At 71.4% G+C, this 23994-nt stretch carries 24 protein-coding genes and 1 pseudogene; 12 read left to right on the top strand and 13 right to left on the bottom strand.

Going from position 1 to position 23994, the window contains the following annotated elements; all coding sequences use genetic code 11:
• Positions 1-437: 437 nt before the first annotated feature.
• Positions 438-1664 carry an amidase family protein gene (locus LW587_RS20575; RefSeq protein WP_232631451.1) on the bottom strand — a complete coding sequence of 409 codons (1227 nt, stop codon included), beginning with the start codon at positions 1662-1664 and terminating at the stop codon, positions 438-440.
• A 133-nt stretch (positions 1665-1797) separates the two neighbouring features.
• Between LW587_RS20575 and LW587_RS20570 the strand changes: the two genes are divergently transcribed.
• The 3 genes from LW587_RS20570 (at position 1798) to LW587_RS20560 (ending at position 4139) form a co-directional block, all read left to right on the top strand.
• Positions 1798-2679, top strand: coding sequence for an extensin-like domain-containing protein (locus tag LW587_RS20570; RefSeq protein WP_232631450.1), 882 nt, complete (start codon positions 1798-1800; stop codon positions 2677-2679).
• A gap of 218 nt (positions 2680-2897) precedes the next feature.
• Positions 2898-3365, top strand: coding sequence for a hypothetical protein (locus tag LW587_RS20565; RefSeq protein WP_232631449.1), 468 nt, complete (start codon positions 2898-2900; stop codon positions 3363-3365).
• A gap of 96 nt (positions 3366-3461) precedes the next feature.
• Positions 3462-4139, top strand: coding sequence for a ribonuclease T2 (locus tag LW587_RS20560; protein WP_232631448.1), 678 nt, complete (start codon positions 3462-3464; stop codon positions 4137-4139).
• On the opposite strand, the gene LW587_RS20555 is transcribed toward LW587_RS20560, so the two are convergent.
• Positions 4069-5304, bottom strand: a complete 1236-nt coding sequence (locus LW587_RS20555) for a glycosyltransferase family 61 protein (RefSeq protein WP_232631447.1) — start codon at positions 5302-5304, stop codon at positions 4069-4071. The two genes, LW587_RS20560 and LW587_RS20555, sit on opposite strands and share 71 nt — an antisense overlap.
• Positions 5305-5462: 158 nt before the next feature.
• Between LW587_RS20555 and LW587_RS20550 the strand changes: the two genes are divergently transcribed.
• On the top strand, positions 5463-6311 hold the full coding sequence (locus tag LW587_RS20550) for a 23S rRNA (adenine(2030)-N(6))-methyltransferase RlmJ (RefSeq protein WP_232631446.1): 849 nt from the start codon (positions 5463-5465) through the stop codon (positions 6309-6311).
• Between the two features lie 78 nt (positions 6312-6389).
• Here the strand turns inward: LW587_RS20550 and LW587_RS20545 are convergent, their stop codons facing one another.
• On the bottom strand, positions 6390-6647 hold the full coding sequence (locus LW587_RS20545) for a DUF6894 family protein (RefSeq protein WP_232631455.1): 258 nt from the start codon (positions 6645-6647) through the stop codon (positions 6390-6392).
• 17 nt (positions 6648-6664) lie between these two features.
• Positions 6665-8098 carry an FAD-linked oxidase C-terminal domain-containing protein gene (locus LW587_RS20540; protein ID WP_232631445.1) on the bottom strand — a complete coding sequence of 478 codons (1434 nt, stop codon included), beginning with the start codon at positions 8096-8098 and terminating at the stop codon, positions 6665-6667.
• Positions 8099-8427: 329 nt separating this feature from the next.
• On the opposite strand from LW587_RS20540, the gene LW587_RS20535 reads away from it, so the two are divergent.
• Together LW587_RS20535 and LW587_RS20530 are read left to right on the top strand one after the other, a co-directional pair.
• Positions 8428-8790 (top strand): c-type cytochrome, encoded by a 363-nt coding sequence (locus LW587_RS20535; RefSeq protein ID WP_232631444.1) that lies wholly within the window; start codon positions 8428-8430, stop codon positions 8788-8790.
• A gap of 94 nt (positions 8791-8884) precedes the next feature.
• The gene (locus tag LW587_RS20530) at positions 8885-9250 is read left to right on the top strand and encodes a c-type cytochrome (RefSeq protein ID WP_232631443.1); all 366 of its coding nucleotides are present in this window, start codon (positions 8885-8887) and stop codon (positions 9248-9250) included.
• A gap of 107 nt (positions 9251-9357) precedes the next feature.
• Here LW587_RS20530 and LW587_RS20525 read toward each other — a convergent pair whose 3' ends face one another.
• From LW587_RS20525 to LW587_RS20505, 5 genes are all read right to left on the bottom strand, one after another.
• Complete coding sequence (locus LW587_RS20525) at positions 9358-9837, bottom strand: MarR family winged helix-turn-helix transcriptional regulator (protein WP_232631442.1); 480 nt, start codon at positions 9835-9837, stop codon at positions 9358-9360.
• Between the two features lie 417 nt (positions 9838-10254).
• Positions 10255-11556, bottom strand: a complete 1302-nt coding sequence (locus LW587_RS20520) for an HlyC/CorC family transporter (protein ID WP_232631441.1) — start codon at positions 11554-11556, stop codon at positions 10255-10257.
• A 148-nt stretch (positions 11557-11704) separates the two neighbouring features.
• A complete protein-coding gene (locus LW587_RS20515; protein ID WP_232631440.1) occupies positions 11705-12301 on the bottom strand; it encodes a DUF1254 domain-containing protein in 597 nt (198 codons plus the stop codon).
• Entirely contained in the window at positions 12298-13029 is a 732-nt protein-coding gene (locus tag LW587_RS20510; RefSeq protein WP_442919175.1) for a DUF1214 domain-containing protein, read from the bottom strand. The genes LW587_RS20515 and LW587_RS20510 overlap by 4 nt, the downstream gene beginning before the upstream one ends.
• An 8-nt stretch (positions 13030-13037) precedes the next feature.
• Positions 13038-15296, bottom strand: a complete 2259-nt coding sequence (locus LW587_RS20505; RefSeq protein WP_232631439.1) for a transglycosylase domain-containing protein — start codon at positions 15294-15296, stop codon at positions 13038-13040.
• 553 nt (positions 15297-15849) lie between these two features.
• Between LW587_RS20505 and LW587_RS20500 the strand changes: the two genes are divergently transcribed.
• Complete coding sequence (locus tag LW587_RS20500; protein WP_232631453.1) at positions 15850-16314, top strand: YcgN family cysteine cluster protein; 465 nt, start codon at positions 15850-15852, stop codon at positions 16312-16314.
• Positions 16315-16501: 187 nt separating this feature from the next.
• Positions 16502-17296 (top strand): lytic murein transglycosylase, encoded by a 795-nt coding sequence (locus tag LW587_RS20495; RefSeq protein ID WP_232631438.1) that lies wholly within the window; start codon positions 16502-16504, stop codon positions 17294-17296.
• A 1-nt stretch (position 17297) separates the two neighbouring features.
• Here the strand turns inward: LW587_RS20495 and LW587_RS20490 are convergent, their stop codons facing one another.
• Positions 17298-17999, bottom strand: a complete 702-nt coding sequence (locus tag LW587_RS20490; protein ID WP_232631452.1) for a gamma-glutamylcyclotransferase — start codon at positions 17997-17999, stop codon at positions 17298-17300.
• A gap of 158 nt (positions 18000-18157) precedes the next feature.
• Complete coding sequence (locus LW587_RS20485; protein ID WP_232631437.1) at positions 18158-18577, bottom strand: hypothetical protein; 420 nt, start codon at positions 18575-18577, stop codon at positions 18158-18160.
• A 166-nt stretch (positions 18578-18743) separates the two neighbouring features.
• On the opposite strand from LW587_RS20485, the gene recO reads away from it, so the two are divergent.
• The 4 genes from recO to LW587_RS20465 all read left to right on the top strand — a co-directional run bounded on the left by recO (position 18744) and on the right by LW587_RS20465 (position 23047).
• Positions 18744-19481: a DNA repair protein RecO gene (gene recO, locus LW587_RS20480; protein WP_232631436.1), complete on the top strand. Its 738-nt coding sequence runs from the start codon at positions 18744-18746 to the stop codon at positions 19479-19481.
• Between the two features lie 253 nt (positions 19482-19734).
• Positions 19735-21981 (top strand): DNA topoisomerase IV subunit A, encoded by a 2247-nt coding sequence (gene parC / locus LW587_RS20475; protein WP_232631435.1) that lies wholly within the window; start codon positions 19735-19737, stop codon positions 21979-21981.
• Between the two features lie 380 nt (positions 21982-22361).
• A complete protein-coding gene (locus LW587_RS20470; RefSeq protein WP_232631434.1) occupies positions 22362-22772 on the top strand; it encodes a hypothetical protein in 411 nt (136 codons plus the stop codon).
• 8 nt (positions 22773-22780) lie between these two features.
• Positions 22781-23047, top strand: a complete 267-nt coding sequence (locus LW587_RS20465; protein ID WP_232631433.1) for a hypothetical protein — start codon at positions 22781-22783, stop codon at positions 23045-23047.
• Positions 23048-23202: 155 nt separating this feature from the next.
• Here LW587_RS20465 and infA read toward each other — a convergent pair whose 3' ends face one another.
• Positions 23203-23484, bottom strand: a complete 282-nt coding sequence (gene infA, locus LW587_RS20460) for a translation initiation factor IF-1 (protein WP_056239380.1) — start codon at positions 23482-23484, stop codon at positions 23203-23205.
• Positions 23485-23787: 303 nt separating this feature from the next.
• A pseudogene (locus LW587_RS20455) lies at positions 23788-23994 on the bottom strand (branched-chain amino acid ABC transporter substrate-binding protein); the annotation flags it as partial.

Raw genomic sequence — 23994 nt, 5'->3', positions numbered from 1 at the left:
CGGTCCGCGCCGGAGCGCGAGGCTCCGTCCTCCGTCGAGGCGGCCGACGCCGCCCCGTCGTCCGCCGGGGACGAGGCGCCCGCGCCGAAGGCCCGCCGCCGCCGCACCCGCTACAAGGGCGCCGAGGGCGAGACGCCGGCCCCGGAGCCGACCGACACGCCGAACGCGGCCGAGTGAGCGGGCAAGTGAGCCGCGGACGACGACCCTGATCGAGAAAAGGCCCGGAGCGGGACACGCTCCGGGCCTTTTTCGTTGCGGCTGCGGGACTTCGTCGCGCCCGCGGGACAAGGGCACCGGCCTCTGGCGAGAGCCGCCGCTCGGGCCGATGCGTCATACCCAATCCAGTTGATCCCTTCGGGATGGCGGATTTGGGCTTCGCTCAAACGCCGCGCGGGCTTGCCTGATCCGGGGTCCGCTTTGATCAAGCGGAGCCCGGATCAGGCGGCGAGCGCCGCCGCGATCATCCCGGCCACGGCGAGCGCCCGCCCGTCGTCGCCGAAGCGGGCGATGACCTGAACCCCGAGGGGCAGTCCGTCTCCGGGCACGGGGACGTTGACGCAGGGCACGCCCATCAACGTCCAGAGGCGGTTGAAGCAGGCATCGCCCGTCGTGGCGCGGTCCGGCGCCCGCCCGACCGCCGAGACGGTCAGGATCGCGTCGAACCCCGAAAACATCTCCTTGAGGAGGCGGCGGGCCCGGTGAGCGTGGCGGCGGGCCTCGTCGTAATGCGCGGTGGTGATCGCCTGCGCCCGATCGAGCTGCGGCCCGAGCCGCGCCGGCAGGCGGGCGCGGTGCTGCGCGGCCTCCCAGGCGAGGGCTTGGCGCGCCTCGAAATCCTGGACGTGGGGATGGGCTTCCCAGGCGAGGGCGAAGGCCTCCGGCAGGATCAGGTCGGCGACCTCAGCCCCCGCCCGCTCGGCGGCCCGCGCGGCCCGGTGCAGCGCCGCGACCGCGTCGGCGTCGGCTTCGCCCGCGAAGGGCTGGAGGCACAGGCCGATCCGTGGGGCGCCCGGCTCCGTCGCCGCGATCGCCGGGCGATCGACGATGAGTGCCAGCGCCCGGGCGAGGTCGGGCACGCCGCGGGCGAACAGCCCCACCGTGTCGAGCGCCCAGGAGAAGGTCTTCACCCCCACCGTCGGGATCAGCCGGAACGAGGGCTTGATCGCCGCCACCCCGCAGAAGGCGGCCGGGCGGATCACCGAACCGCCGGTCTGGGTGCCGAGCGCGAGGGGCAGCATGCCCGCCGCCACCGCGGCCGCCGAGCCCGACGACGAGCCGCCAGGCGTGTGGGCGGGATCGTGCGGGTTCACGGTCGCGCAGGGGTCGAGCCCGGCGAAGGCCGTGGTCGCGGTCTTGGCGAGCGGCACGGCGCCCAGCGCCCGCAGCCGCGCCACCACGGCGGCGTCCGCCCGCGGCCGCCAGCCGGCATAGATCGGCGAGCCGTATTCCGTCGCCATGTCGGCGGTGTCGATGATGTCCTTGATGCCGACGGCGATGCCGGCGAGCGGGCCTGCGGCCGGGGCCGGCCCCTCGGGGGCGGTGCGCAGCACGGCCCGGATCGCAGGATCCTGCGCGGCGATCCGGGCGCGGGCCTCGCGGATCGCGGAATCCGCGCTGAGCGTGCCGGCCTCGATGCAGGAGCTGAGGGCGATGAGCGATATCATGCCCGTGGGGTGAGGGGAGGGCGCCCCCCTGTCAACAGCGCTCCACAGGGCCGATACACCGGGGCCACGGTCGCGGCCCGTCCGGCGGCATCGTTAGCGGCGCGTTTACAAAATTGCGCGAACCATCATCGGCATGTGGCGTAAAGTGTTTGCGTTCTCGGCCCTGGCGCTGTTCGGCGCGGGCCTCACCGGATGCGCGATCAACCGGTTCGAGCGCCGAGAGGCGTGGCGCGACCAGGCGGAGCAGGCTTGCATCGCCCGGAAGCTCGTTCAGCCGACGGCCTTTGTCTCGCTGGCACGCGAGATCGACGGGCCCGGCCCCTGCGGCATGCAGCAGCCGTTCCGGGTGACCCGGCTCGGCAACGGCGCGGTGGCGCTCAAGCAGCGCGTGACGCTCGCCTGCCCGGCCCTCGCCGAGGCGGAGGCGTGGCTCGCCGACACGATCCAGCCGGCCGCCACCCTCTATTTCGGCGTCGCCGTGGCCGAGATCAACGCGGGCTCCTATGCCTGCCGCGGGCGCAACAACCGGGTCGGCGCCAAGCTCTCGGAGCATTCCTTCGGCAACGCCCTCGACATCATGTCCTTCACCCTCGCCGACGGCCACGTCATCACCGTGAAGGGCGGCTGGCGCGGCACCGAGGCCGAGCAGGCGTTCCTGCGCGAGGTCTTCGTCGGGGCCTGCGCCCGGTTCAGCACGGTGCTCGGCCCGGGGTCGGACATGTTCCACTACGACCACATCCACGTGGATCTCGCCCGCCACGACCCGCGGGGGCTGCGGCGGGTCTGCAAGCCGCTGCTCAAGTTCGAGTCGCAGCTCTACGCCGCCGACGGCACCCCCCGGCCGATGGCCTCGCCCCGCCCGCCCGTCCGCCAGCCGGCCCCGCCCCAGGCGCCCGTCGAGATGGAGGAGGAGGACCCCTATGCCGCCGCGGGCGCCGGGGGCCGCTCCACCCGCTCCGCCGCCCCGGGCGCGGCCTATGCCGGTCCCGCGGCCTCGGCCGAGCCGATCTACTGATCCGCGGCGGGCCGCCGGGGTGTGCCCCCGATACCCCAGCGGCCGCCAAAACGGTCGGCGCCGCCCGGCCCAAGCTTGACTTGGACCCGGCGGCCGTCATCGTCTCGCGCCATCTTCCGTGTCGCTCACGACGCTTCCGCCGCCCGCCGGGTCCGATCGGGACACCGGCGCCGATCGGGAGTTTCGCGAGGCACGCGCAACAGGCGGATCTGAGCGGCATGCGCCCGAACCTTCCCCTCGCCGTTCTGGCCTTGAGCCTCGTCACGGCCTCCGCCGTGCTGCCGGCCCAGGCCCGCTCGGGCCGCGAAGAAATCTCCCCGGCCGAGGAGCAGACCTTCCCCTACGACGCCGACATTCCCGGCTGCCAGGACACGGCGGTGCTGGAGAAGGTCGCGACCCAGTTCGCCGAGAAGGAGGCGAAGTTCTGGAACTCGTCGCTGACGATCCTCTCCTACGAGCGGATCGAGCGCACCGCGTGGCGGCCCTACGGGGTCGACTTCATCCCCCGCCGCTACTGCTCGGCGGTGGCCACGACCTCCGACGGCGTGCGCCGCAAGGTCGATTATTCCGTGCGCGAGAGCCTCGGCATCATCGGCTCGACCTGGGGTGTGGAGTTCTGCGTGCACGGCCTCGACCGCAACCTGGCCTATGCCTACGCCACCGCCTGCCGGATGGCCCGGCCCTGACGGCCGGACGGGAAACGGACGGGCCCTGCCGGGCACACGCTTGACTTGCGGCCCGCGCCCGGCATCGTCGGGGCGCCCCTTCCGCGAGACCCGTCCATGCACCGCCTCCGCCTCGCCGTCCTGGCCCTCGGCCTGACCCTGGCTTCCGCCGCGGGCGCGGTCGCGCAGGAATTCGGCGGGTTCCGCCGCGGCGGCGAGCCCGGCGCCTTCGATTTCTACGTGCTGGCGCTCTCCTGGTCGCCGACCTACTGCGACGGGGAGGGCGCGCGCCGCGACCGCAACGGCCAATGCGCCCCGGGGCGTGGCCTGGGCTTCGTCGTGCACGGGCTCTGGCCGCAATACGAGCGCGGCTTCCCGTCGAATTGCGGCGCGACGGAGCGCCCGCTCACCCGCAACGCCGTCGAGGCCGCGGGCGAGATCATGCCGAGCGAGGGGCTGGCCCGCCACGAATGGCGCACCCACGGCACCTGCTCGGGCCTCGATCCGGTCGCCTATTTCAAGGCGGTGAAGACGGCGCGCGAGGCGGTGACGATCCCGGATGCCTTCCGGAAGCCGGAGGCGAGCCTGCAGGCCGCGCCCATCGACATCGCCCGCCAGTTCGTGGCGGCCAACCGGGGCCTGCGCCCGGACATGATGTCGGTCACCTGCCGCCGCGCTCAGCTGCAGGAGGTCCGGATCTGCTTCACGAAGGATCTGCGGGGCTTCAGCCCCTGTCCGGAGGTGGCGCGCCAGAATTGTCGCGCGGGTGAGGTGACGATCGAGGCCGCCCGCTGAGCGCTCCGCCCCCGGCGACGCTCTTCGCCGTGCCCTTGGTGCGGTCGAGCAGGCGCGCGGCGCGCCTCCGCAGGCGGTCCCGCAGCCGGACGAGGCCCATCCGCAGGGCCTGCCGGCGGGTCCCCATCAGCCGGTCGAAGGCCAGTCCCATGGGAAGGTCGGCCAGTTCGCAGGCCGTGGCGTTCAGGAACTGGTAATGCTGCCCCCGGGCGGCGGCGATGAGCAGGAACCAGGGCCGGAGCGCCCCCTGGCCGTCGAGGTCGCGGTTCAGCTCGAGCACCCGCACCCGCTGTCCCCCGAACACGAGGTTGCTCAGGCCGGCGCCGTGGGCGGCGACCACGTGGGTCGCCCCGGCGAAGAGCCGGATCTGGTCGGCCATGTCGAGCGTCTCCAGTCGGACCTTCTCGAAACCGTGGGCCTCCAGGTAGCGGTCGAGGCTGCGGTTGGCCCGCGGATCGGGCAGGCGGGCGTCGCGCACGCGCTCGATGAAGATCCGCTCGGGAAACCGCCGCCCCGGAACGGCGGGGATCGCCCGCGCCATGGCCTCGAAACAGGCGAAGGTTTCGTCGATCAGGTGGAGGGCGGGCGGCGCGGCGATGTTCGTCCAGATGAGATGGAGGTTGCGCGGCCGGTAGAGGCCGTCGTCGACCTGGAGGACGCGGTCGCCGTCCGGGCTGAGGGCGAGGAGCTGGTCGAGCATCGCCGGCCGTCCGTCCCCCGGGCCGGCGGGGCGGCGGGCGGGCACGATCACCCGGGCGCCGGGCAGATGCGCCCGCGCATAGGCGAGCTTCGGGAGCGCCAGGGTCAGGAGATGGTAGTGGTTGCCCCAGGCGCAATCGACGATCGTGACCCAGTCCTCGTCGATCACCCGGGCCTGCGCCGGCAGGGCCTCCGGCGGAAGCGGCTGGTGGCCCCAGGCGAAGTAGGTGGTCTCGAAGACCGGCCGGCCCTCGGCGGTGAGGGCGATCCCGTCGAGGCCCTCGCCGAACCGGACATAGCCGCCGGGGAGGGTGATCACCTCGACCCGGGGCGGGATTGTCTCGTGACGCGGAACCTGCTTCAGGAGGGCGGCCGGATCCTGGCCGTCGAAGGAGGGCCGGAGCACCGCGTCCGGCCGCAGCGCCCGTCCGATCGCGAGGGTCCGACGGTTCGGCAGGTCGGTCACCGGAACGGGGGCAGGGACCGCCGGAGTCATCGACGCGGACGGATCGGACATTCCCGGAAACCTCGACACACGGACGCCGCCAGCATGACCCGACCGCGCCCCGACCGCCCGACGCCGCTCCGGCGCAGGGTGCCGCGACGCCCGTTCCCGGCCGCCCGGTGAATTATCGCCACGCCTTCCACGCCGGCAATTTCGCCGACGTGCTCAAGCACCTCGTTCTGACCCGGGTGCTAGCACATCTCACGGCCAAGCCGAAGCCGTTCCGGGCCGTCGACACCCATGCGGGCCTCGGGGTCTACGACCTCGAGGCGGACGAGGCCGGGCGCACCGGCGAGTGGCAGGACGGGTTCGGCCGCCTCGACGCCCCCTTCGCGCCGGAGGTCGAGGCGCTGCTCGGGCCCTACCGGGAGGCGGTCGCCGCGGTGCGGGCGCGCGACGGCGCCACGACCTATCCGGGGTCGCCCGCGATCATCCGCGAGCACCTGAGGGCGGGCGACAAGGGGATCTTCGTCGAGCTGCATCCGGTCGATGCCGAGACGCTGGCCGAGCGCTACGCCCGCGACAGCCGCACAAAGGTTCTGCAGCTCGACGGCTGGACGGCCCTCAACGCCCTGATCCCTCCGCCGGAGCGCCGCGGCCTCGTGCTGATCGACCCGCCCTACGAGGCGCGCGGCGAGATCGACCGGCTGGGGCAGAGCCTGCTCAGGGCCGCCCGCAAATGGCCGACCGGGATCTTTCTGGGTTGGTATCCGATCAAGGACGTGTCCGCCGTCGATCGCATGGCCGCCGCCCTCGCGGCGGGCCTGGAGCGGCCGGCCCTGCGCCTCGACCTGATGATCGAGCGCCCCGACGACCCGACGCGGCTCTCCGGCACCGGGCTGATCGTGATCAACCCGCCCTGGACGCTCGCCACCGAAGCGGAGCTGTTCCTGCCCGCCCTCGCCGAGCGGCTGGCGCGGAGCGGCTACGGCGCGTTCCGCTGCGAGCGGCTGGGGCCGGACGGGTAGCCCATCGTTCGCAAAAGGGTCCCTCCGGCTTTCGGATACGGACGATGCGCTCGACGCCGCGCCCGGGGCGCCGGCCCGTCAGTGCAGGGTGTCCTCCTCGTCCGGCGCCGCATCGACGGCCTCCGCGAAGGGGAATTCGAACACGGTCTCGCCGGCCTCGTCGGCGACGATCAGGACCGCGCCCATCAGCCGGCTGGTGGCGGCCTCCTCCGCGAGGCTCTCGCGGATCGTCGCCCGGGCGACCCGCCACGCATGGTCGGGATCGGACAGGGCGACACCCTCCTCGTCGGTGAGGAGGGTGTCGCCGATGCGGGTGTGGAAGAAGTAGCGGGGCACGGGCTGTCCCGGGGCGCTCACGCCGCCACCCGGCCTTCCAGGGGAAACACCTTGGCCGGGTTCATCAGCCAGGCGGGATCGAACACGTTGCGCACCCGCATCTGCTGCTCGAGGTCTTCCTGGGCGTACTGGAAGCGCATCAGCTCGCGCTTCTCGATGCCGACGCCGTGCTCCCCCGTGAGGCAGCCGCCGACCTCGACGCAGAGCTTGAGGATGGCGTCGCCCGCGGCCTCCGCCTTCTGCAGCTCGCCGGGCGTGTTGATGTCGAACAGGATCAGCGGGTGCAGGTTGCCGTCGCCGGCATGGAACACGTTGGCGACGCGCAGGCCCTGCTCGGCGCAGATCGCGCCGATGCGTTCCAGCACGTGGCCGAGCTGGCCGGTCGGAATCGTGCCGTCCATGCAGATGTAGTCGGAGATGCGGCCGGTGGCGCCGAAGGCGGATTTCCGCCCCTTCCAGATCGCCGCCGACTCGGCCTCGGACTTCGAGACGCGGATGCTGGTCGGATTGAAGCGCGCCGCGATGGCCTCGATCCGGGCCAGCATGTCGGTGCATTCCTCGTCCGAGCCCTCGACCTCGATGATCAGCATGGCCGCCGCGTCGCGGGGGTAGCCGGCTCCCGAAAAATCGTCGGTGATGAGGATCGCCTCGCGGTCCATGTACTCGATGGCCACCGGGATGATGCCTTCCCCGATGATCGCGGCGGTGCAGGCACCGGCATCCTCCACCGAGGAGAAGCCGACCAGCGCCGGCCGCGCGCCCTCCGCCGCGCGCAGGATGCGAACGGTCGCCTCGGTGACGATGCCGAGCTGCCCTTCCGAGCCGCAGATCAGGCCGAGCAGGTCATAGCCGCCGGAATCGAGGTGCTGGCCGCCGAGTTCGACCACGGTGCCGTCATGGGTCACCATCGTCACGCCCATGAGGTTGTTCGTGGTCACGCCGTATTTGAGGCAGTGGGCCCCGCCCGAGTTCATGGCGATGTTGCCCGCGATGGTGCAGGCCAGCTGGCTCGACGGGTCCGGGGCGTAGAAGAAGCCCTCATGCGCCACCGCCCCCGAGATCGCGAGGTTGGTGATGCCCGCCTCGACCCGGGCCGTGCGGTTGGCGAAATCGAGATCGAGGATGCGGGTCATCTTGCCCACGCCCAGGATGATCGCGTCCGCCTGGGCGATGGCCCCGCCGGCCAGCGAGGTGCCCGCGCCGCGCGCCACCACCGGCACGCCGTTGGCGTGACAGAAGGCCATCACCGCCGCGACCTCCTGCGTGGTCGAGGGCAGCACCACGGCGAGCGGCATCTGGCGGTAGGCGGTGAGCCCGTCGGTCTCGAAGGCGCGGCGCTCGTCCTCCGTCGTCACCAGGGCCTCCGGCGCCACCAGGGTGGAGAGCCCCTCGATGATCGCCTCGCGGCGGGCGATGACGCCGGCATTCGGGGTGGGAAAGGCGATCGACATGGCCGGCATCTCCTCCGTTCGGGTCGGCGTCTCGGCGGCGCCGGGCGGGACGGAATTGGCCGCACCGCGCCGGAACCCGAACGCCGTTTGGTTCGATTCTAGCCTATCGTGTCCCTCGCCGCACCCGGCAGGATCCGCCCGCGCCCGATCCCCGGTGACGCGGGAGCGCCTCGTCCGGCCCGCCGGGCGCGGGCGGGGGACGAAGCAGACGGCTTCACAACGACGCTAGCTCGACTGGACGGCGGCGAGGCATAGTCTATATCTGTTCTAAGGCGGAAAGCTCTGCCATAAGCGCACCGGCTCCGGCCGCCCCAAGGAGGAAAACAACGATGCGTCACCTCATCCTCGGCGCCGCGCTCGCGCTGCTCCTGCCTGTCGCCGCACAGGCGGAGGGCGATGCCGCCGCCGGCGAGAAGGCGTTCGCTCCCTGCAAAGCCTGCCACAACTTCGAGAAGAACGGCGTCGGCCCGAGCCTGAAGGGCGTCGTGGGCCGCAAGGCCGGCACCGGTGAGGGCTACAGCTACTCGCAGGCTCTCAAGGATTCCGGCCTCACCTGGGACGAGGCCAATCTCAAGGAGTGGCTGATCGGCCCGGCGAGCAACAAGGTGAAGGGCACGAAGATGGCCTATCCGGGCCTGAAGGATGAGAAGAAGGTCGAGGACGTCATCGCCTACCTCAAGTCCAAGTCCTGATCCGACGCCCGATCACGGGCTGGTCCGGGCTCGGAGCCAGCGCGATCCGCCTCGAAGAGATCGCGTCGAACCGCTTCCAAGGAGGAAAACACCCATGCGTCATATGATTTTCGGTGCCGCGCTCGCGCTGCTCCTGCCCGTCGCCGCCCAGGCTCAGGAGGGTGACGCCGCCGCTGGCGAGAAGGCGTTCGCGCCCTGCAAGTCCTGCCACAACTTCGAGAAGAACGGCGTCGGCCCGCAGCTCAAGGGCATCGTCGGCGAGAAGGCCGGCCAGGGCCGCGACGGCTACGCCTTCTCCGAGGCGCTCAAGAATTCCGGGATCACCTGGGACGAGGCCAACCTGAAGGAGTGGCTCATCGACCCGAAGAAGAAGGTCCCCGGCACCAAGATGGTCTTCCCGGGCATCAAGGACGAGAAGAAGGTCAACGACATCATCGCCTACCTCAAGACCAAGTCCTGATCGGGCGGGAATCGTCCTGGACCTCGTGTCCGGGACGGTTCCCTCGGACCCGTCGGCCTGGTTCGGCCGCGATGCGCGAGGGCCGTCCCGTCGGGGCGGCCTTTTCGTCAGCAGGGCTCGGCGACGGCGTCCGGTCCGGCGGCGCGGGCATGGAGTTCGTCGCGCATCGTCGCGAGACTGTCGAGGAGCGCCCGCCTTTGCTCCATCGGCATGCCGGTCATCCCGCCGACCGTGAGGGGCAGGCAGTCCATCTTGCCCTTGAGGCCGCGTCCCTTCTCAGTGAGGAAGATGCTGACCTGCCGCTCGTCCGGCCGGTCGCGGGCGCGGCGGACATGGCCGGAGGCCTCGAGGCGCTTGAGGAGCGGGGTGAGGGTGCCCGAATCGAGGAACAGCCGGGTCCCGATCTCCTTGACCGACAGGCCCTCCTCCTCCCACAGCACCAGCAGCACGAGGTATTGCGGGTAGGTCAACTCGTGATGGGCCAGCAGGCTGCGATAGGCCCGGCCGAAGGCGTGGGCGGCCGCGTACACCGCGAAACAGAGTTGGTTGTCCAGCAATTGCGGGTCGTCTCGGCCCGGGTCACTCATGGTCCATCCTCGATGTGCGGGACCCGCCGGCCCGGTCCCTCGCGGGCGGGGCCGGAGCGGAGGGGCACAGGGCGGCGGGCCGCGGTACCATATGGGCGATCCACCCCGGCGACTCCACCCGCCGCTGCCGACGGACAGAGCCCGCACATGCACGAACCGCCGCTGAGGCGCCTTGATCCTGCGCCGCGTCGGCGCGATCGACCGGAGGCGCCCATGCGGCGGACATCCCGCGACGGACCCTTGCGTGTCCCCCGCGGAACGCCGTCCGAACCGTGGCAACCGGCCGACGATCCGAAAATCCGCGGGGCACTCAAGGACATGACCCTAAAGGAAGCTCCCGCAGGGCACAATCAAACTGTGTGCATTGCTTCCTTTCCCGCACGGGATGGCTGCAGGCCCGCGCCGACGGGGTCGCCCTCAGGCCTCGCCGTCCCGCCGCGATGCAAGCGGAGCCAGGGGCGTGATCCTCAGGGAGGCGATCCGGTTCTTGGCCTTGCGCAGCACCTGGAAGCGGAAGCCGTGGAAGTTGAACGCGGTCCCGGCATCGGGGATCGCCCGGGCTTCGTGGATGACGAGGCCGGCGACCGTGGTCGCCTCCGCGTCGGGGAGCGTCCAGTCCATCGCCCGGTTGAGGTCGCGGACCGGAACGCCGCCCTCGACCAGCACGGCGCCGTCGGCCTGGGGCCGCACGCCGGACACCGCCACGTCGTGCTCGTCGGCGATGTCGCCGACGATCTCCTCCAGGATGTCCTCGAGGGTCACGAGGCCCATCACCTCGCCGTACTCGTCGACCACGAGGGCGAAGTGGGTCTTGCGCGCCAGGAAGGCCTTGAGCTGGTCGCGCAGGGTCGTGGTGTCGGGCACGAACCACGTCTCCAGCGCCAGGGCTTCGACCTTCAGGCCCGCCGCCTCGCCGCCCGCGGCGTCGAGCGCCCGCAGCAGATCCTTGGCGTGGAGCACGCCGACGATGTTCTCCTGGCTCGCCCGCCACAAAGGCATGCGGGTATAGGGCGAGGCCAGCACCGCCCGCACGATCTCCTCGGAGGGCAGGCCCGCATCGATGGTGCGCATCGTGGTGCGGTGGACCATCACCTCGGAGACGGTGAGCTCGCCGAGGTCGAGCAGCCCGCCCAGCATGTCGCGCTGGGTCTTCTCGACGCTGCCCTCGCGATGGAGCAGGGCGACCTGCCCCCGGATCTCCTCGGTGGGCGTCAGGATCGAGCGCCCCGCATCGATCGACAGGCCGAGCGGGCGCAGCAGCATCCGCGCCAGGGCCTCGGCGGCGAGTGCCGGCGGCCCGAGCAGCCGCACCGCCACGGCGACGGGCCCGGCCGAGGCGAGGGCGATCCGATCGGGATTGTTGATCGCCAGCGTCTTGGGCAGCACCTGCGCGAAGACGATGACGAGCACCGACATCGCGGCGGTCGCGTAGAGCACGCCGACCTTGCCGAACAGATGGACCAGCACGCCGGTGGTGAAGGCGGAGGCGCCGATGGCCACGAGGTTGTAGCCGATCAGCATGGCGCCGATGAAGCGCTCCCGGCCGGCGAGGATGCGGTTGACCCGGCCGGCCCGCCGGCTGCCCGCGGTCTCCAGCGCCAGCATCCGGGCCCGCGAGGCGGCGGTGTAGGCGGTCTCGGCCCCCGCGAAGAAGGCGGAGAGGATCAGGGCGATCAGGACGATGCCCGCCGCGAGCCAGAATTCGGTGTGGTCGTCCATGGGCGCGGCCCGGAGGTCCCTTGATGCCTGGCCGGGATCCGGCACCGCGGCAGTATAGGCCGATGCGGCGAGCGCCGCCTCCCCTCTCTCCGAGGCGGGACGGGCGCGCCCCCCGCGCCTCAGCAGCCGTCCCCAGCCGTTTCCGTCCTCAGCGCTTGCCGTCCTCGGCCGTGGGCTCGGCCGGGCTGTCGATGGTGCAGGAGACCGCCTGCACCGCGGCGTCGGCGGCGGCGCGCTGGCTCGGCAGCGCGGCGATCGCCCGCACCACCGCAAAGCCCCGGCGCACGGGAGCGATGATGCGCACGTCCCGCGTCACCTCTCCGGCCTGATCGTTGGCCAGGGCCTCGTCGAACTGGGCCCGGGTCATGACCACGAGGTCGAGGCTGCCGCGCACCGCCGCCTGGTCGGTGAGCGCGTAGAAGGCGCCGCGGCGGCCGTGGACCGAGACCGAGAGCATCAGGGCGCCGGCCTGGGCCGAGACCCGCATCGGGCCGTCGTCGAGATCGTAGGAGCAGACTCCCACCGAGACCGCCGGATCCGGATCGGGCAGCCACGCTTCCTGCGGCGGGCCGCCCCCGGTCAGGTCGTGGATGCGCAAGGGATGGTCGAGGGATTCGCTCGCCTTCGCGCGGGTGAAGGCGTCGCCCTCCGCGAAGCGCGGGATCGCCAGCACCGCCGCCACGTGAACGAGGCCCGCCAGGACCAGCCCGGCGGCGGTGGCGAGAAGGAGGCCGGCCCGGCTCATCGCAGGCATCCCGTGCGCTGGATCGCCGGCAGGCTGTCGCGGTCGAGGGAACTGACGCTCGCCGCCACGGGCGTGTCGTAGAGGCGCAGGGACAGCTGCACCGCCCCGCGCCCGCGGGGCATCGGCAGCCAGTTGCCGGGCTGGACCTCGGGGGAGAGCTGGATCGCGAACAGCCCGTCCGCGTCGCGCAGGATCTCGGTGGAGGTGAAGCCCTCGCGCAGCGGCGGGGGGGCGCCCTCCGGCGCGGACCGGCCCGTGACCGTGAGGGTCCAGGCGCGGGACGGCGGCGTGACGCCCGAGAGCCGGTAGCTGCAGCGGGAATCGAGCGCCCGGCCCTCGTCGTCCTGCGCGGCGGTGAGCAGCATCCCCTCGCCGACGGCGAGCGGGATGGCGCCGCGCCGGGCGTTGACGGCGCGGGCATAGGGGTCGGCGTCGAAGGCCCCCGCCCGCGGCCAGGCCGTCCAACTGCCGATGGCCGTGCCGCCGAAGGGGTAGCCGCCCCGGGTGGCGTAGTCGGCGCTGAGAAGCCCCAGAACCCCGCCGAGGGCCAGGGCGTAGACGACGAGCCCGACCCGGCTCGTGCGCGCCGCCGCGCCCCGCGCGAGGCGCCGCAGCCGCAGGAGCCCCGCGTTTCGCCGCCCCGCCTTCCGCCCCCGCGAATCCTGCTCCCGCGCGGGCGGGGAGGCCTCCATCGCCGGGCCGGTGTCGCTCAGCCTGTGCGTGTCCATCGTGCCGCTCAGGGCGTCCCGAAGCCGGTGGCGCGGGCGCCCTCGGCGACGTCCAGCGGCGTGAGGCCCGGCATGCGGGTTCCGTCGAGGGCGCCGGAGCGGGCCGGCGGGGTCTGTGCGGAGGGGCGGCTCGACTCGATGGTGCGGAACAGCCCGTTGAGGCCCGACAGCACCTCGAAGGAGCGGCGCGAGAGCTTTCCGCCCGCACTCGCGGCCGCCGCCGCGGTCTCGGCCTGGGCCTGCACCGCCTGGGGGCCGCGGTTGCGGTCGTTGAGGCCGGACAGGGCCTTGAGTTCGATGCCCTGGTGCGCCGGCGCCATGATCTCGTGCCACGTCATCGCCGGAAGCGAGCCGCCGGTCATCTTGTTGGTCGGGCTGTGGTCGTCGTTGCCGTACCAGACGGCGCCGACATAATTGCCGGTGTAGCCCACGAACCAGGCGTCGCGGTAGCCGTTGGTGGTGCCGGTCTTGCCCGCGACCTTCACGCCCTCGATCTGGGCTTTGCGGGCGGTGCCCTCCTCGACGACCTTGTTGAGCATGTAGTTCATGTCCGCGGTCACCTGGGACGAGAGCACCTGCACCGGTTTCTCGTCGGCGTGGCGATAGATCACCTCGCCCGCGGAGTTCTTCACCTCGACCGCGGCGTAGGGCTTGGCGAGCCGGCCGCCATTGGCGAAGACGGCGTAGGCCGCCGCCTGGTCGATCACCGTCGTCTCCGCCGAGCCGATCGGCAGCGAGACCGTGTCGGCGAGCGTCGTGGTGATGCCCATGGCATGCGCCGTGTCGATGATCTTCTTCCGGCCCGCCTTGGCGGCATTGCCCACATGGGTGATGCCCATCGCCTTGCCGAGGGCGATCGAGATGTGGATCGGGATCGTGTTGACCGATTTCGCCACGGCGAGCCACATCGGTTGGCGGCCCGAATAGGAGCGGCCGTAATTCTGCGGGCACCAGTTGCCGATGCAGACGGGGGTGTCGACCACCGTCGTCTCCGGCTTGTAGAGGCCCGAGGCGAGCGCGGCGGCATAGACGTAGGGCTTGAACGAGGAGCCGGGCTGGCGCAGCGCGTCGGTGGCGCGGTTGAACTGGCTCTCGCCGTAATCGGCGCCGCCGACCATGGCGCGCAGGGCGCCATCGGGATCGAGGATCACCACGCCGGCCTCGTCCACGTCGTACTGGTCGCCGAGCCGCCGCAGCATGCCCTCGACGGCCTGGTCGGCGGAGCGCTGGATCGACAGGTCGAGGGGCGTCTTGACGGTGAGCACCCGGTCGGCGCGCAGCTTGCCGGCATCGGCCATCCGCCGGATCTCGTTGAAGGCCCAGTCGAGATAGTAGTCGGCGGTGATGTCGCGGGTGCGGGTCACCGGGGTGGCGGGGTTGCGCAGCGCCGTCTGGATCTGGCCCTCCGTGACGAAGCCGGCCTCGACCATGTTGTGCAGCACGTCGACCGCCCGGCCGCGGGCGGCGGGCAGGTTGACGTTGGGCGAGTACTTCGTCGGCGCCTTGAACAGGCCCGCCAGCATCGACGCCTCGGCGAGCGTGATGTCCTGGAGGCGCTTGCCGAAATAGTAATCGGCCGCCGCCACCGCGCCGAAGGTGCCGCCGCCCATATAGGCGCGGTCGAGATAGAGCTTGAGGATCTGGTTCTTGGTCAGGTGGGTCTCGAGCCAGAAGGCGAGGAACGCCTCGTTGACCTTGCGCTCCAGCGAGCGCTCGTTCGAGAGAAACAGGTTCTTGGCGAGCTGCTGCGTGATGGTCGAGCCGCCTTGCGTGTTGCCCTTGCCCGAGGAGTTCGAGACGAGGGCGCGGGCCGTGCCGATCGGGTCGATGCCGTAATGCTCGTAGAAGCGCCGGTCCTCGGTGGAGAGCAGCGCCTTGATCATCAGTTCGGGAAAGTCGTCGAACTTGAGCGAGTCGTCGTGCTTGATGCCGCGCCGCCCGACCTCGGTGCCGTAGCGGTCGAGGAAGGTGACGGCCAGATCCTGGGCCTTGAGCCAGTTGTCGTTGGTCAGGTTGAAGGCGGGCTGGGCCAGGAACAGCAGGACGGTGGCGCCCGCGGCGCCGAGCGTCACGCCCTCGCTGGTCAGGTCGAGGGCGACCCGCTTCCAGCCCCGGAAGGCGAAGACCTGCATCCGCGCCTGGAAGCGCTCATAGGCCTCCGTGGTCGAGTGGCCGCCCTCGTAGAGCCCGGCATTGACCCAGGCGTCGAAGGCAAGCGCCGCCCGGGAGAGCCGCGTCTTCAGCGTCTTGAGGCTCGGCAGGCGCACAGGGTGATCCGCTTCTTCTCCAGGAGACCGGCCGAATTCCGGACGTGGCCGGGCGCCCTGCCGTTCCATATCAGCACGCGGGCGCCCCCGCGAGCGTTCGTATCCGTTAAGGAACGCGAGGCCCGGGCCGTGGGCGCAGCCGGGACCGGACAAGCATTGCTTAACCTTAACGGAGGCGGGCGGGCTCCAGCCTCGCCGCCGATCCGGGCGGGGGTGTGGCAAAAGACGGCGCCGTGGCCTTCGAGACCTGCGCCGCCCGCCGCGTCACCGCGATCCGGACCACGCGGTTCGGTCGATCGCTCTCCCTCACCTCTCTCGCGGTCATTCCGGGGCGCCGCAGGCGAACCCGGAATCCCCCCGTGATGCGCGGTGAACAGAGGCGTCGCGGCCCGTCATGGAATCCGGGCTCCGCTCCGCGGCCCCGGAACGACGGGGGTGAGGCCGCGTCGGGCTCACGGGAACGCATCGGCGGCTTGCCCCGCCCCGCGCCATGCGGCAGGAGGGGCGCCGTCCCGGAATGGAACGGATGCGAGAGAAGCGAGGCGCCGACATCATGGCGGAGCGCGGCGAGGGGCCGTTCTGGCGGGTCAAGACCCTCGAGGAGATGGACCCGGCGGAGTGGGAGAGCCTGTGCGACGGCTGCGGCCGCTGCTGCCTCTTGAAGCTCGAGGACGACGATACGGGCGAGATCCACCACACCGATGTCGGCTGCACCCTGCTCGACGCCCATGGCTGCCGCTGCCGCGACTATCGCAACCGCGCCAAGCGGGTGCCGGACTGCGTGCGGCTGACCCCGGAGGCGGTGCGCGAAATCCCCTGGCTGCCGCCGACCTGCGCCTACCGGCTCGTGCGTGAGGGCCGCGACCTGCCGGGCTGGCATCCCCTGGTGAGCGGCCGGAAGGCCAGCGTGCACGAGGCCGGCATCTCGGTGCGCGGGCGCGTCTCGGGCAACGAGGAGGAATTCTCCGAGGACGAGCTGCCCGACCGGATCGTGACCTGGCCGGGGGAGGGCGCCTGACGCGGCGGGTCCGCCTCACCACCGCCACAGCTAAGTGATTCTCCGGGGTCTGGTTTTCGGCAGACCGTGGGATTATGGCCTCGCCTCGGGGTTCGAGGGCGGCGCCCGGATCGACAGTGGAGCCGCAAGCCTCGTCGACGGATGCGGCGGCGCTCAGGCGAAGAGCCGGCGCCGGAAGGAGTGTGGGATGACCAGACGCGGGTTCAGGATGCTCGTGGCGGCGGGCATGGCGGGGCTGGCCGGCTTCGCGGGCCAGGCGCAGGCCGCGCAGTGCGGCAATTCCGCCGCCGGTTTCGAGGCCTGGAAGGACGAGTTCGCCGCCGAGGCCCGGGGCCGCGCGAGCGCGGCGAGCCTGCAGGCGCTGGCCGGCACCTCCTACTCCACGGCGACGATCTCGGCCGATCGCGGCCAGAAGAGCTTCAAGCTCTCGCTCGACCAGTTCCTGGCCAAGCGCGGCGGCAACACCATCGTCTCCCGCGGGCGGGCCCTCAAGGCGCAGAACGCGGCGCTCTTCGCCTCGATCGAGCAGCGCTACGGCGTGCCCCCGGGCCCGCTGCTGGCGATCTGGGGCATGGAGACGGGCTTCGGCGCCGTGAAGGGCAACGTGAACACCCTCTCGGCGGTGGCCACGCTCGCCTACGATTGCCGCCGCTCGGCCTTCTTCACCGACCAGCTCTACGCCGCGCTCAAGCTCGTCGACAGCGGCGTGCTCAACTCCGCGACCCGCGGCGCCGCCCATGGCGAGGTCGGCCACACCCAGTTCCTGCCCAAGAACGTCCTGACCTACGGCGTCGGCGGCAGCCTCGACAGCGCCCCGGTGGCGCTGAACTCCACCGCCAACTTCCTGAAGGGCCACGGCTGGCAGCGCGGCGCCGGCTACCAGCCCGGCGAGCCGAACTTCGCCGCCATCCAGGGCTGGAACGCCGCCGGCGTCTACCAGCGCGCCATCGCCCTGCTCGGCGCCCGGATCGACGGTCAGTGAGCTACCGCGGCGGGTCGTTCGCGGCCCGCCGCTCCAGCCGCTCGGCCACGAGCGCCTGAAGCCGCCACAGATGCCGGTCGTGGAGGCCGAGTTCGGCGCAGGCCTCGACCGTCCGGAACAGATATTCCGCGCTCGGGCCCAGATGCCCGGCGGCCGCCGCGATCGTGTCCGCCAGATCCGCGTCCGACAGGCGCCCGGTGTAGCGTTCGCTCCTGCGGTTGGCCACGAAGGTCAGCGCCCGCAGCGGGCCGGCATCCGTCGCGACCGCGACCCAGCGGGCCTCGTAGCCCTTGCCCTTCATCTCCCGGCGCCAGACCGGCATCAGCGTCGCGTGCGGGTCCGCCTCGTCGAGGCGGAAGGCGACGCCCCGGCACAGGCCGCCGCGCTCCAGCGCCAGAACGAGGCCCGGCTGCGCCAGGGTCCCGCGGAACCGGTGCTGCCGCAGGCAGAACCGGCGGTGCCAGCCCCGCACCGTGCCGACGCGGCTCTCGTGATACGAAAATTCCGGACTCCACAGGAGCGAGCCGTAGGCGAACACCCACAACCCGCCCTCGGGTGACAGGCGACGCGCCAGCATCGCGGCGAGGTCGGGCGCCATCTCGGCATCGGAGAGGAGGGCGAGCGCGTCCGGGTCGTCGGCGACGGGGTCCGGATGGGCGCGGGCGATGAGGTCGAGGGAAAGGGTCAGCGTGCGGGAGGCCATCGTCCAGCAGCGGACCATCCCGGACGGCGCGGCGCAAGCCGGGACGAGGCGGGCGACGCCGTCGCGCACGGGTCCGAGGCCGGCCTATGGCCGGCCGATCGCCCAGGCGTCCTGCTGCGCGAGGCACCGCGTGAGGGCGTCCCGTCGGGCAGGCCGCCTCACGCGGCCCCGGACGGCGCGGATGAGGCGGGCGTATCCAGTTCCGGAAACGGCTCGCTGCGATGCCCCTCGCAGACCTCCTCCTCGTCGCGCAGGACCTTGAGCGTGTCGCCCTCTTCTCGCACCACGAGCTTGGGCCGTTCCGGCTTGCTGAAGGTGCGGCCGTGCATCCGGGTCGAGACGCAGTAGAGCCGGCGTCCGCCATCCTCGAACGGGCCGGCGAGCCGGCTCTGGGCGAACCGCACCGGGAGCAGGGAGACCGCGCCGAAGACGACCTGTCCGCGGGCCAGGGCGGCGATGCGCGCGCGGACCGTGCCGGTGCCCGTCTGCGGGGCGGGCGGCGGGGCCGTCGCGGTGCAGGCGCCGAGGCCGGCGGCGAGGATCGCTGCCCGCATCACACCACCGCACCGTCCGCCCATCGCCGAATCTCCCCAACGGGAAGAAGCGTAGCCGTTTCGAGCCCTGCGTGAAACGGGCTCGGTGGCGCAATCAATCCGCTGTCATTCCGGGTTCGCCTGCGGCGCCCCGAAACGACGGCGCATACATCCGATCCCCCTCACCCGAAAAACCCTCTATCCTCCCCCCATGCAATGGACCGACGAAGGCCTCGTGATCGGCCTGCGCAAGCACGGCGAGACGGGCGTCGTCCTCGAACTGATGACGCCGGCCCATGGGCGCCATCTCGGGCTCGTCCATGGGGGGCGCTCGCGGCGGATGCAGCCGGTGCTCCAGCCCGGCAACCGGGTGCGGGCCGCATGGCGGTCGCGGCTCGATGGGGCGCTCGGCGCCTACACGGTCGAGCCGCTGCGCTCGGAGGTCTCGCGGCTGATGGGTTCGGGGCTCGCGCTCTACGGCATCGGCCATCTTTGCGGGCTGCTGCGGCTTCTCCCCGAGCGCGACCCCCATCCCGAGCTCTACGCGGCGGCCCAGGTGCTGATCGAGCATCTCGATGCGGCGGATCTCGCCCCCGCCCTGATGGTGCGGTTCGAACTCGCGGTGCTGGCGGACCTCGGCTTCGGGCTCGACCTGTCGCATTGCGCGGCGACGGGGGCCAACGACGCCCTGGTCTACGTCTCGCCGAAGAGCGGGCGCGCGGTGAGCGCCTCGGCCGGCGAGCCCTACCGCGACCGTCTGCTCGCCCTGCCGCCGTTCCTGCGGGACCGGACGCAGCCCGGCAGCGGCTGGCGCATGCCGGACGCCCAGGACGTTCGGGAGGGGTTTACCTTGACGGGGTATTTCCTCGATCAGCACGTCTGGCGCCCGCGGGCGCTGAGCGCACCGGAGGAGCGGGCACGATTCGTCGCACTCGGCACGGGACAGTGAGAGCGACGTTCGTGTTATGTTCTCTTTCATCGACGCGAGAGCCGGATGCCGGCTCTCGGCGAAAGCCGATGTGGCCCAGAAACTTGGACATCGACCGGGATCTCGGATCCGGGACGATGGCCGGAGCGAGCCCCCTTGCACCGCGTGCGGCCTCGGCCGATCGCGGTGCGCCCGGCGAGCGATCGCCGCCCCGCCGTCGCGGGGGCAGACGCCGAACGATCGCCGTCTGATCCGACAGGGTATGGAGTGAACGATGGGCCAGCCCGTCCTGCCGCCGCCGGGCGACGGCATCGAGAGCGTCGAGTTGAAGACGGCGCTGGAGGAGCGTTACTACGCCTACGCGCTCTCGACGATCATGCAGCGGGCGCTGCCCGATGCCCGCGACGGCCTCAAGCCCGTGCATCGGCGCATCCTGTACGGCATGCGCCTGCTCCGGCTGGATCCCACCTCGGCCTTCAAGAAATGCGCGAAGATCGTCGGCGACGTGATGGGTGACTTCCACCCCCACGGCGACCAGGCGATCTACGACGCGCTGGTGCGCCTGTCCCAGGATTTCGCCCAGCGCTACCCGCTCGTCGACGGCCAGGGCAATTTCGGCAATATCGACGGCGATGGCCCGGCCGCCTACCGCTACACCGAGGCGCGGCTGACGGAGGTCGCCCGGCTTCTGCTCGACGGGATCGACGAGGACACGGTCGATTTCCGGGCTTCCTACAACGGCGAGAAGGAAGAGCCGGTCGTCCTGCCCGCGGCCTTCCCGAACCTGCTCGCCAATGGCAGCCAGGGCATCGCGGTCGGCATGGCGACCTCGATCCCGCCGCACAACGCCGCCGAACTCTGCGACGCGGCGCTCTACCTGATCCAGAACCGCGAGGCGACCTCCGAGCAGCTCTGCTCCTTCGTGCAGGGACCGGACTTCCCCACCGGCGGCATCCTGATCGATTCCCCCGAGACCATCCGCGAGGCCTACCGCACCGGCCGCGGCGGGTTTCGGGTGCGGGCGCGCTGGGCCAAGGAGGATCTCGGCCGCGGCACCTGGAACATCGTCGTCACCGAGATCCCCTATGGCGTGCCGAAGGCCCGGCTCATCGAGAAGCTCGCCGACCTCCTCCAGGAGAAGAAGCTGCCGCTTCTCGCCGACGTGCGCGACGAATCGGCCGAGGACGTCCGGGTTGTGCTGGAGCCGCGCTCCCGCTCGGTCGACCCCGTCCTGCTGATGGAATCGCTGTTCCGCCTGTCCGAGCTCGAGGCGCGGATTCCGCTCAACCTCAACGTGCTGGTCGGCGGCGTGGTCCCCCGCGTCATCGGGCTCGCCGAGTGTCTGCGGGAATGGGTCGACCACCGCCGCGTCGTGCTGCAGCGGCGCTCGCGCCACCGCCTCGGGCAGATCGAGCGGCGCCTCGAAATCCTCGGCGGCCTGCTCATCGTCTATCTCGACCTCGACGAGGTGATCCGCATCATCCGCGAGGAGGACGAGCCCAAGCTCGCCCTGATGGCCCGGTTCGCGCTCACCGAGATCCAGGCCAACGCCATCCTCGACACGCGGCTGCGCTCCCTGCGCAAGCTGGAGGAGATGGAGCTGAAGCGCGAGTTCGATGCGCTGACGGTCGAGAAGGAGGGGATCGAGGGCCTGCTGGCCTCCGAGAAGCTGCAATGGGCCGACATCACCAAGCAGATCCGCGCGGTGAAGAAGACGTTCGGGCCCGAGACCAAGCTGGGCAAGCGCCGCACCACCCTGGAAAACCCGCCCGACACCGCCGGGATCGACTTCACCGCCGCCATGGTCGAGCGCGAGCCGATCACCGTGATCCTGTCCGAGAAGGGCTGGATCCGGGCGCTCAAGGGCCACGTCGCCGACCTCTCGGGCGTGACCTTCAAGGGCGACGACGCGCTGAAGGTCGCCTTCCCCAGCGAGACGACGGCGAAGATCCTGCTGCTCGCCTCGAACGGCAAGGTCTTCACCCTCGAGGCCGCGAAGCTGCCCGGCGGGCGCGGCTTCGGCGATCCGGTGCGGCTGGCGGTCGATCTCGACGACGGCACCGAGATCGTCGCGGCTCTGCCCTACAAGCCGGACAGCAAGCTGCTGATCGCCGGCTCGGACGGACGCGGCTTCCTCGCGCCCTCCGACGCCCTGATCGCCAACACCCGCAAGGGCAAGGCGATCCTCGGCCTCGACGAGGGCGCCACCGCCGTGCTCCTGGTCCCGGCCGAGGGCGACCACATCGCCGTCTGCTCGTCGGACAAGCTGATGCTGGTCTTCCCGGCCTCCGAGGTGACGGAGCTCAGCCGCGGCAAGGGCGTGCGCCTGCAGCGCTGCCGCCAGAGCCGGCTCACCGAAGCCTGCGTGTTCCGGCTCAGCGAGGGGCTGCCCTGGCGCGACGGCTCGGGTCAGGCGCGGCTCGCCCAGGCCGCAATGCTGGAGAAGTGGATGGGCCACCGCTCCGATGCCGGCACGCTGATGACCCGCAGCTTCCCGAAATTCGAGCGGTTCGGGCGATGATCGCCGTCGCACACGCTTCGATTGAAGTGCGATCGATGCGCGCGGCGAACCTTGGCCGTTTCTGCTCACTGGAGAGCCGCGATCGATTCGAGGCGTGCCGCCTCGCCCTCATTCTTGAAGTACGTTCCGTGCTCGGGGGGGAATGGTCTGGAACTGCCTGTCTTCGTTCCTGAAATCACCGCTGCGGACGAAGTGCGCGCGCGGCGCTGCCAGGCTTGGCACAGGGACGTTCAACCTGTCATTGCCCGTCAGCCGTCCCCGAGGCCGGACGCGTCGTGGAACTGGCCGGGCATGATCCATCCCCTCACCGTCCTCGGCGGCATCCGGCGAGGGGGCGGCTCTTCCAGGCCACGGTCGGGGATGAGCAGAGGCCGGCCGCCATGATCGCGCTCCTGGCGAACGAGCGCTGGTTCGAGGATTGGTCTCAGCCGGCGACGTATCTCTGGTACTTGAGCACGGCCCCTGCCGAAATTCTGGAGTTCAAGGGCGCGCAGGGCGCCGCGATCATTCCCCGGCAGATCGGGCGCATGGCGTTCGACGTCGCTTTGACCGTCGCTCTGGAGGCGATGGGGCGGGGACGTCTCTGGCTCCACGCCGATCCCGCAGGGGGTGACAGGCTCGTCAGGTGGTCTACCCAGATGGTAGGGATGCGGACGATCGATCCAGCCCAGCACCCGAAACTTCCAGGGAGTACGCTCACGGGCGGCCGTCGCAACGACGGTCGGTATCTTTATCTGGATGCCCAAGCCGCTCTGCAAACGCATGCGGCGCTGGCGCCGTACTGGAGTTGAGTCGAACCATGCCGACACATCCCGCGGCCTTCGCCGCTGTCGCCTCAGGCTTGGCGGGGGTCAGCCCTCACTCCCCGGAAGCGGTCGAAACCTTCTATCTGAACGTGTTTCCCCGCTATGGCGACGAGGCCAAAGCCCTCGTTCTCGATTGGCTTACCGCAGCGGTCGAGTCACCGTTGGAGGACGACATCGCCGCTCTCGTCGAGGCGGTGAAGGGCGGTCCGCCGCAGGCGAAGCGGCGCGCGAGGTCCCGTTCGATTCTCGCCGGTTCCTGAAACCGCCGCTCGGTGGCCGAATCGACGCCAACGGCCGCGTTCGCCGGGTCGTCCTGACGATCGTGCCGATGGAGGGACAGCATCCGCCCGGGAGACCGCTCCGGGGGGCCGCTCGAAGCGTGGCGCGCTCTGGAGGGAGCGCGCGCGGCAGGGGCTCAGCGCCGACGGAACTGCTGGCCGCCGCGCTGGGGCGGGCGAGGGCCGGTCGGGCCGCGCTCGTCCTTGTGGCGGAACACGAGGCGTCCCTTTTCCAGGTCGTAGGGCGACATCTCGACGGTGACGCGGTCGCCGGCCAGAGTCTTGATGCGGTTCTTCTTCATCTTGCCGGCCGTGTAGGCCACGATCTCGTGCCCCTGGTCGAGTTGGACCCGATAGCGGGCATCCGGCAGGATTTCGACGACCAAGCCGTCGAACTGCATCAGTTCTTCCTTCGCCATACACTCGTCTCCAGCCGGGCCGCCTGCACGGGGCGCACCGGCGCATTGAACAAAATCGCTGTCGTGCGGAACGCGCGGCGCAGCGGGTCCGATCCATTCGGAGGCGCTGGCGCAAACCGGGCGTCAGGTGCCGCTCGCGAAACGCCCGAGGCGGGCGCCTCGCGGGAGGCGCCGACGCGGCAGGCGTTTCGCAAGGGGCACCAGCCCCGCGACTTAAGCGTCGGAGGCGTTTTGCGCAAGAATTTCGCGCAAAGATACGAGACGCGTGCAGGTTATCGATGCTTCGCTGCGCATCCAAGCCCGTCAGGGCGCGGTTTCGGTGCCCGCGTAGTCGATCCGGCCGTCGGGCAGCCTGCGCCACGTCGCCACCGCGAAGGGCGCCCGGGCGAGGTCGCCGCGGGCGTCGAAGGCGATCTCGCCCAGCACCGTGCGCAGGGGCGCGCCGCCGTGCAGGAAGGCGGCGACCCGGGCCGGCTCGGGCGACCGCGCGCCCTCGACCCCGCGCCGGAT

This window comes from Methylobacterium sp. Leaf118 (assembly GCF_920984675.1).
GTDB lineage: Bacteria > Pseudomonadota > Alphaproteobacteria > Rhizobiales > Beijerinckiaceae > Methylobacterium.
The sequence above is the reverse complement of the archived record's forward strand: the minus strand, read 5'-3'. Positions and strand labels throughout refer to the sequence as shown.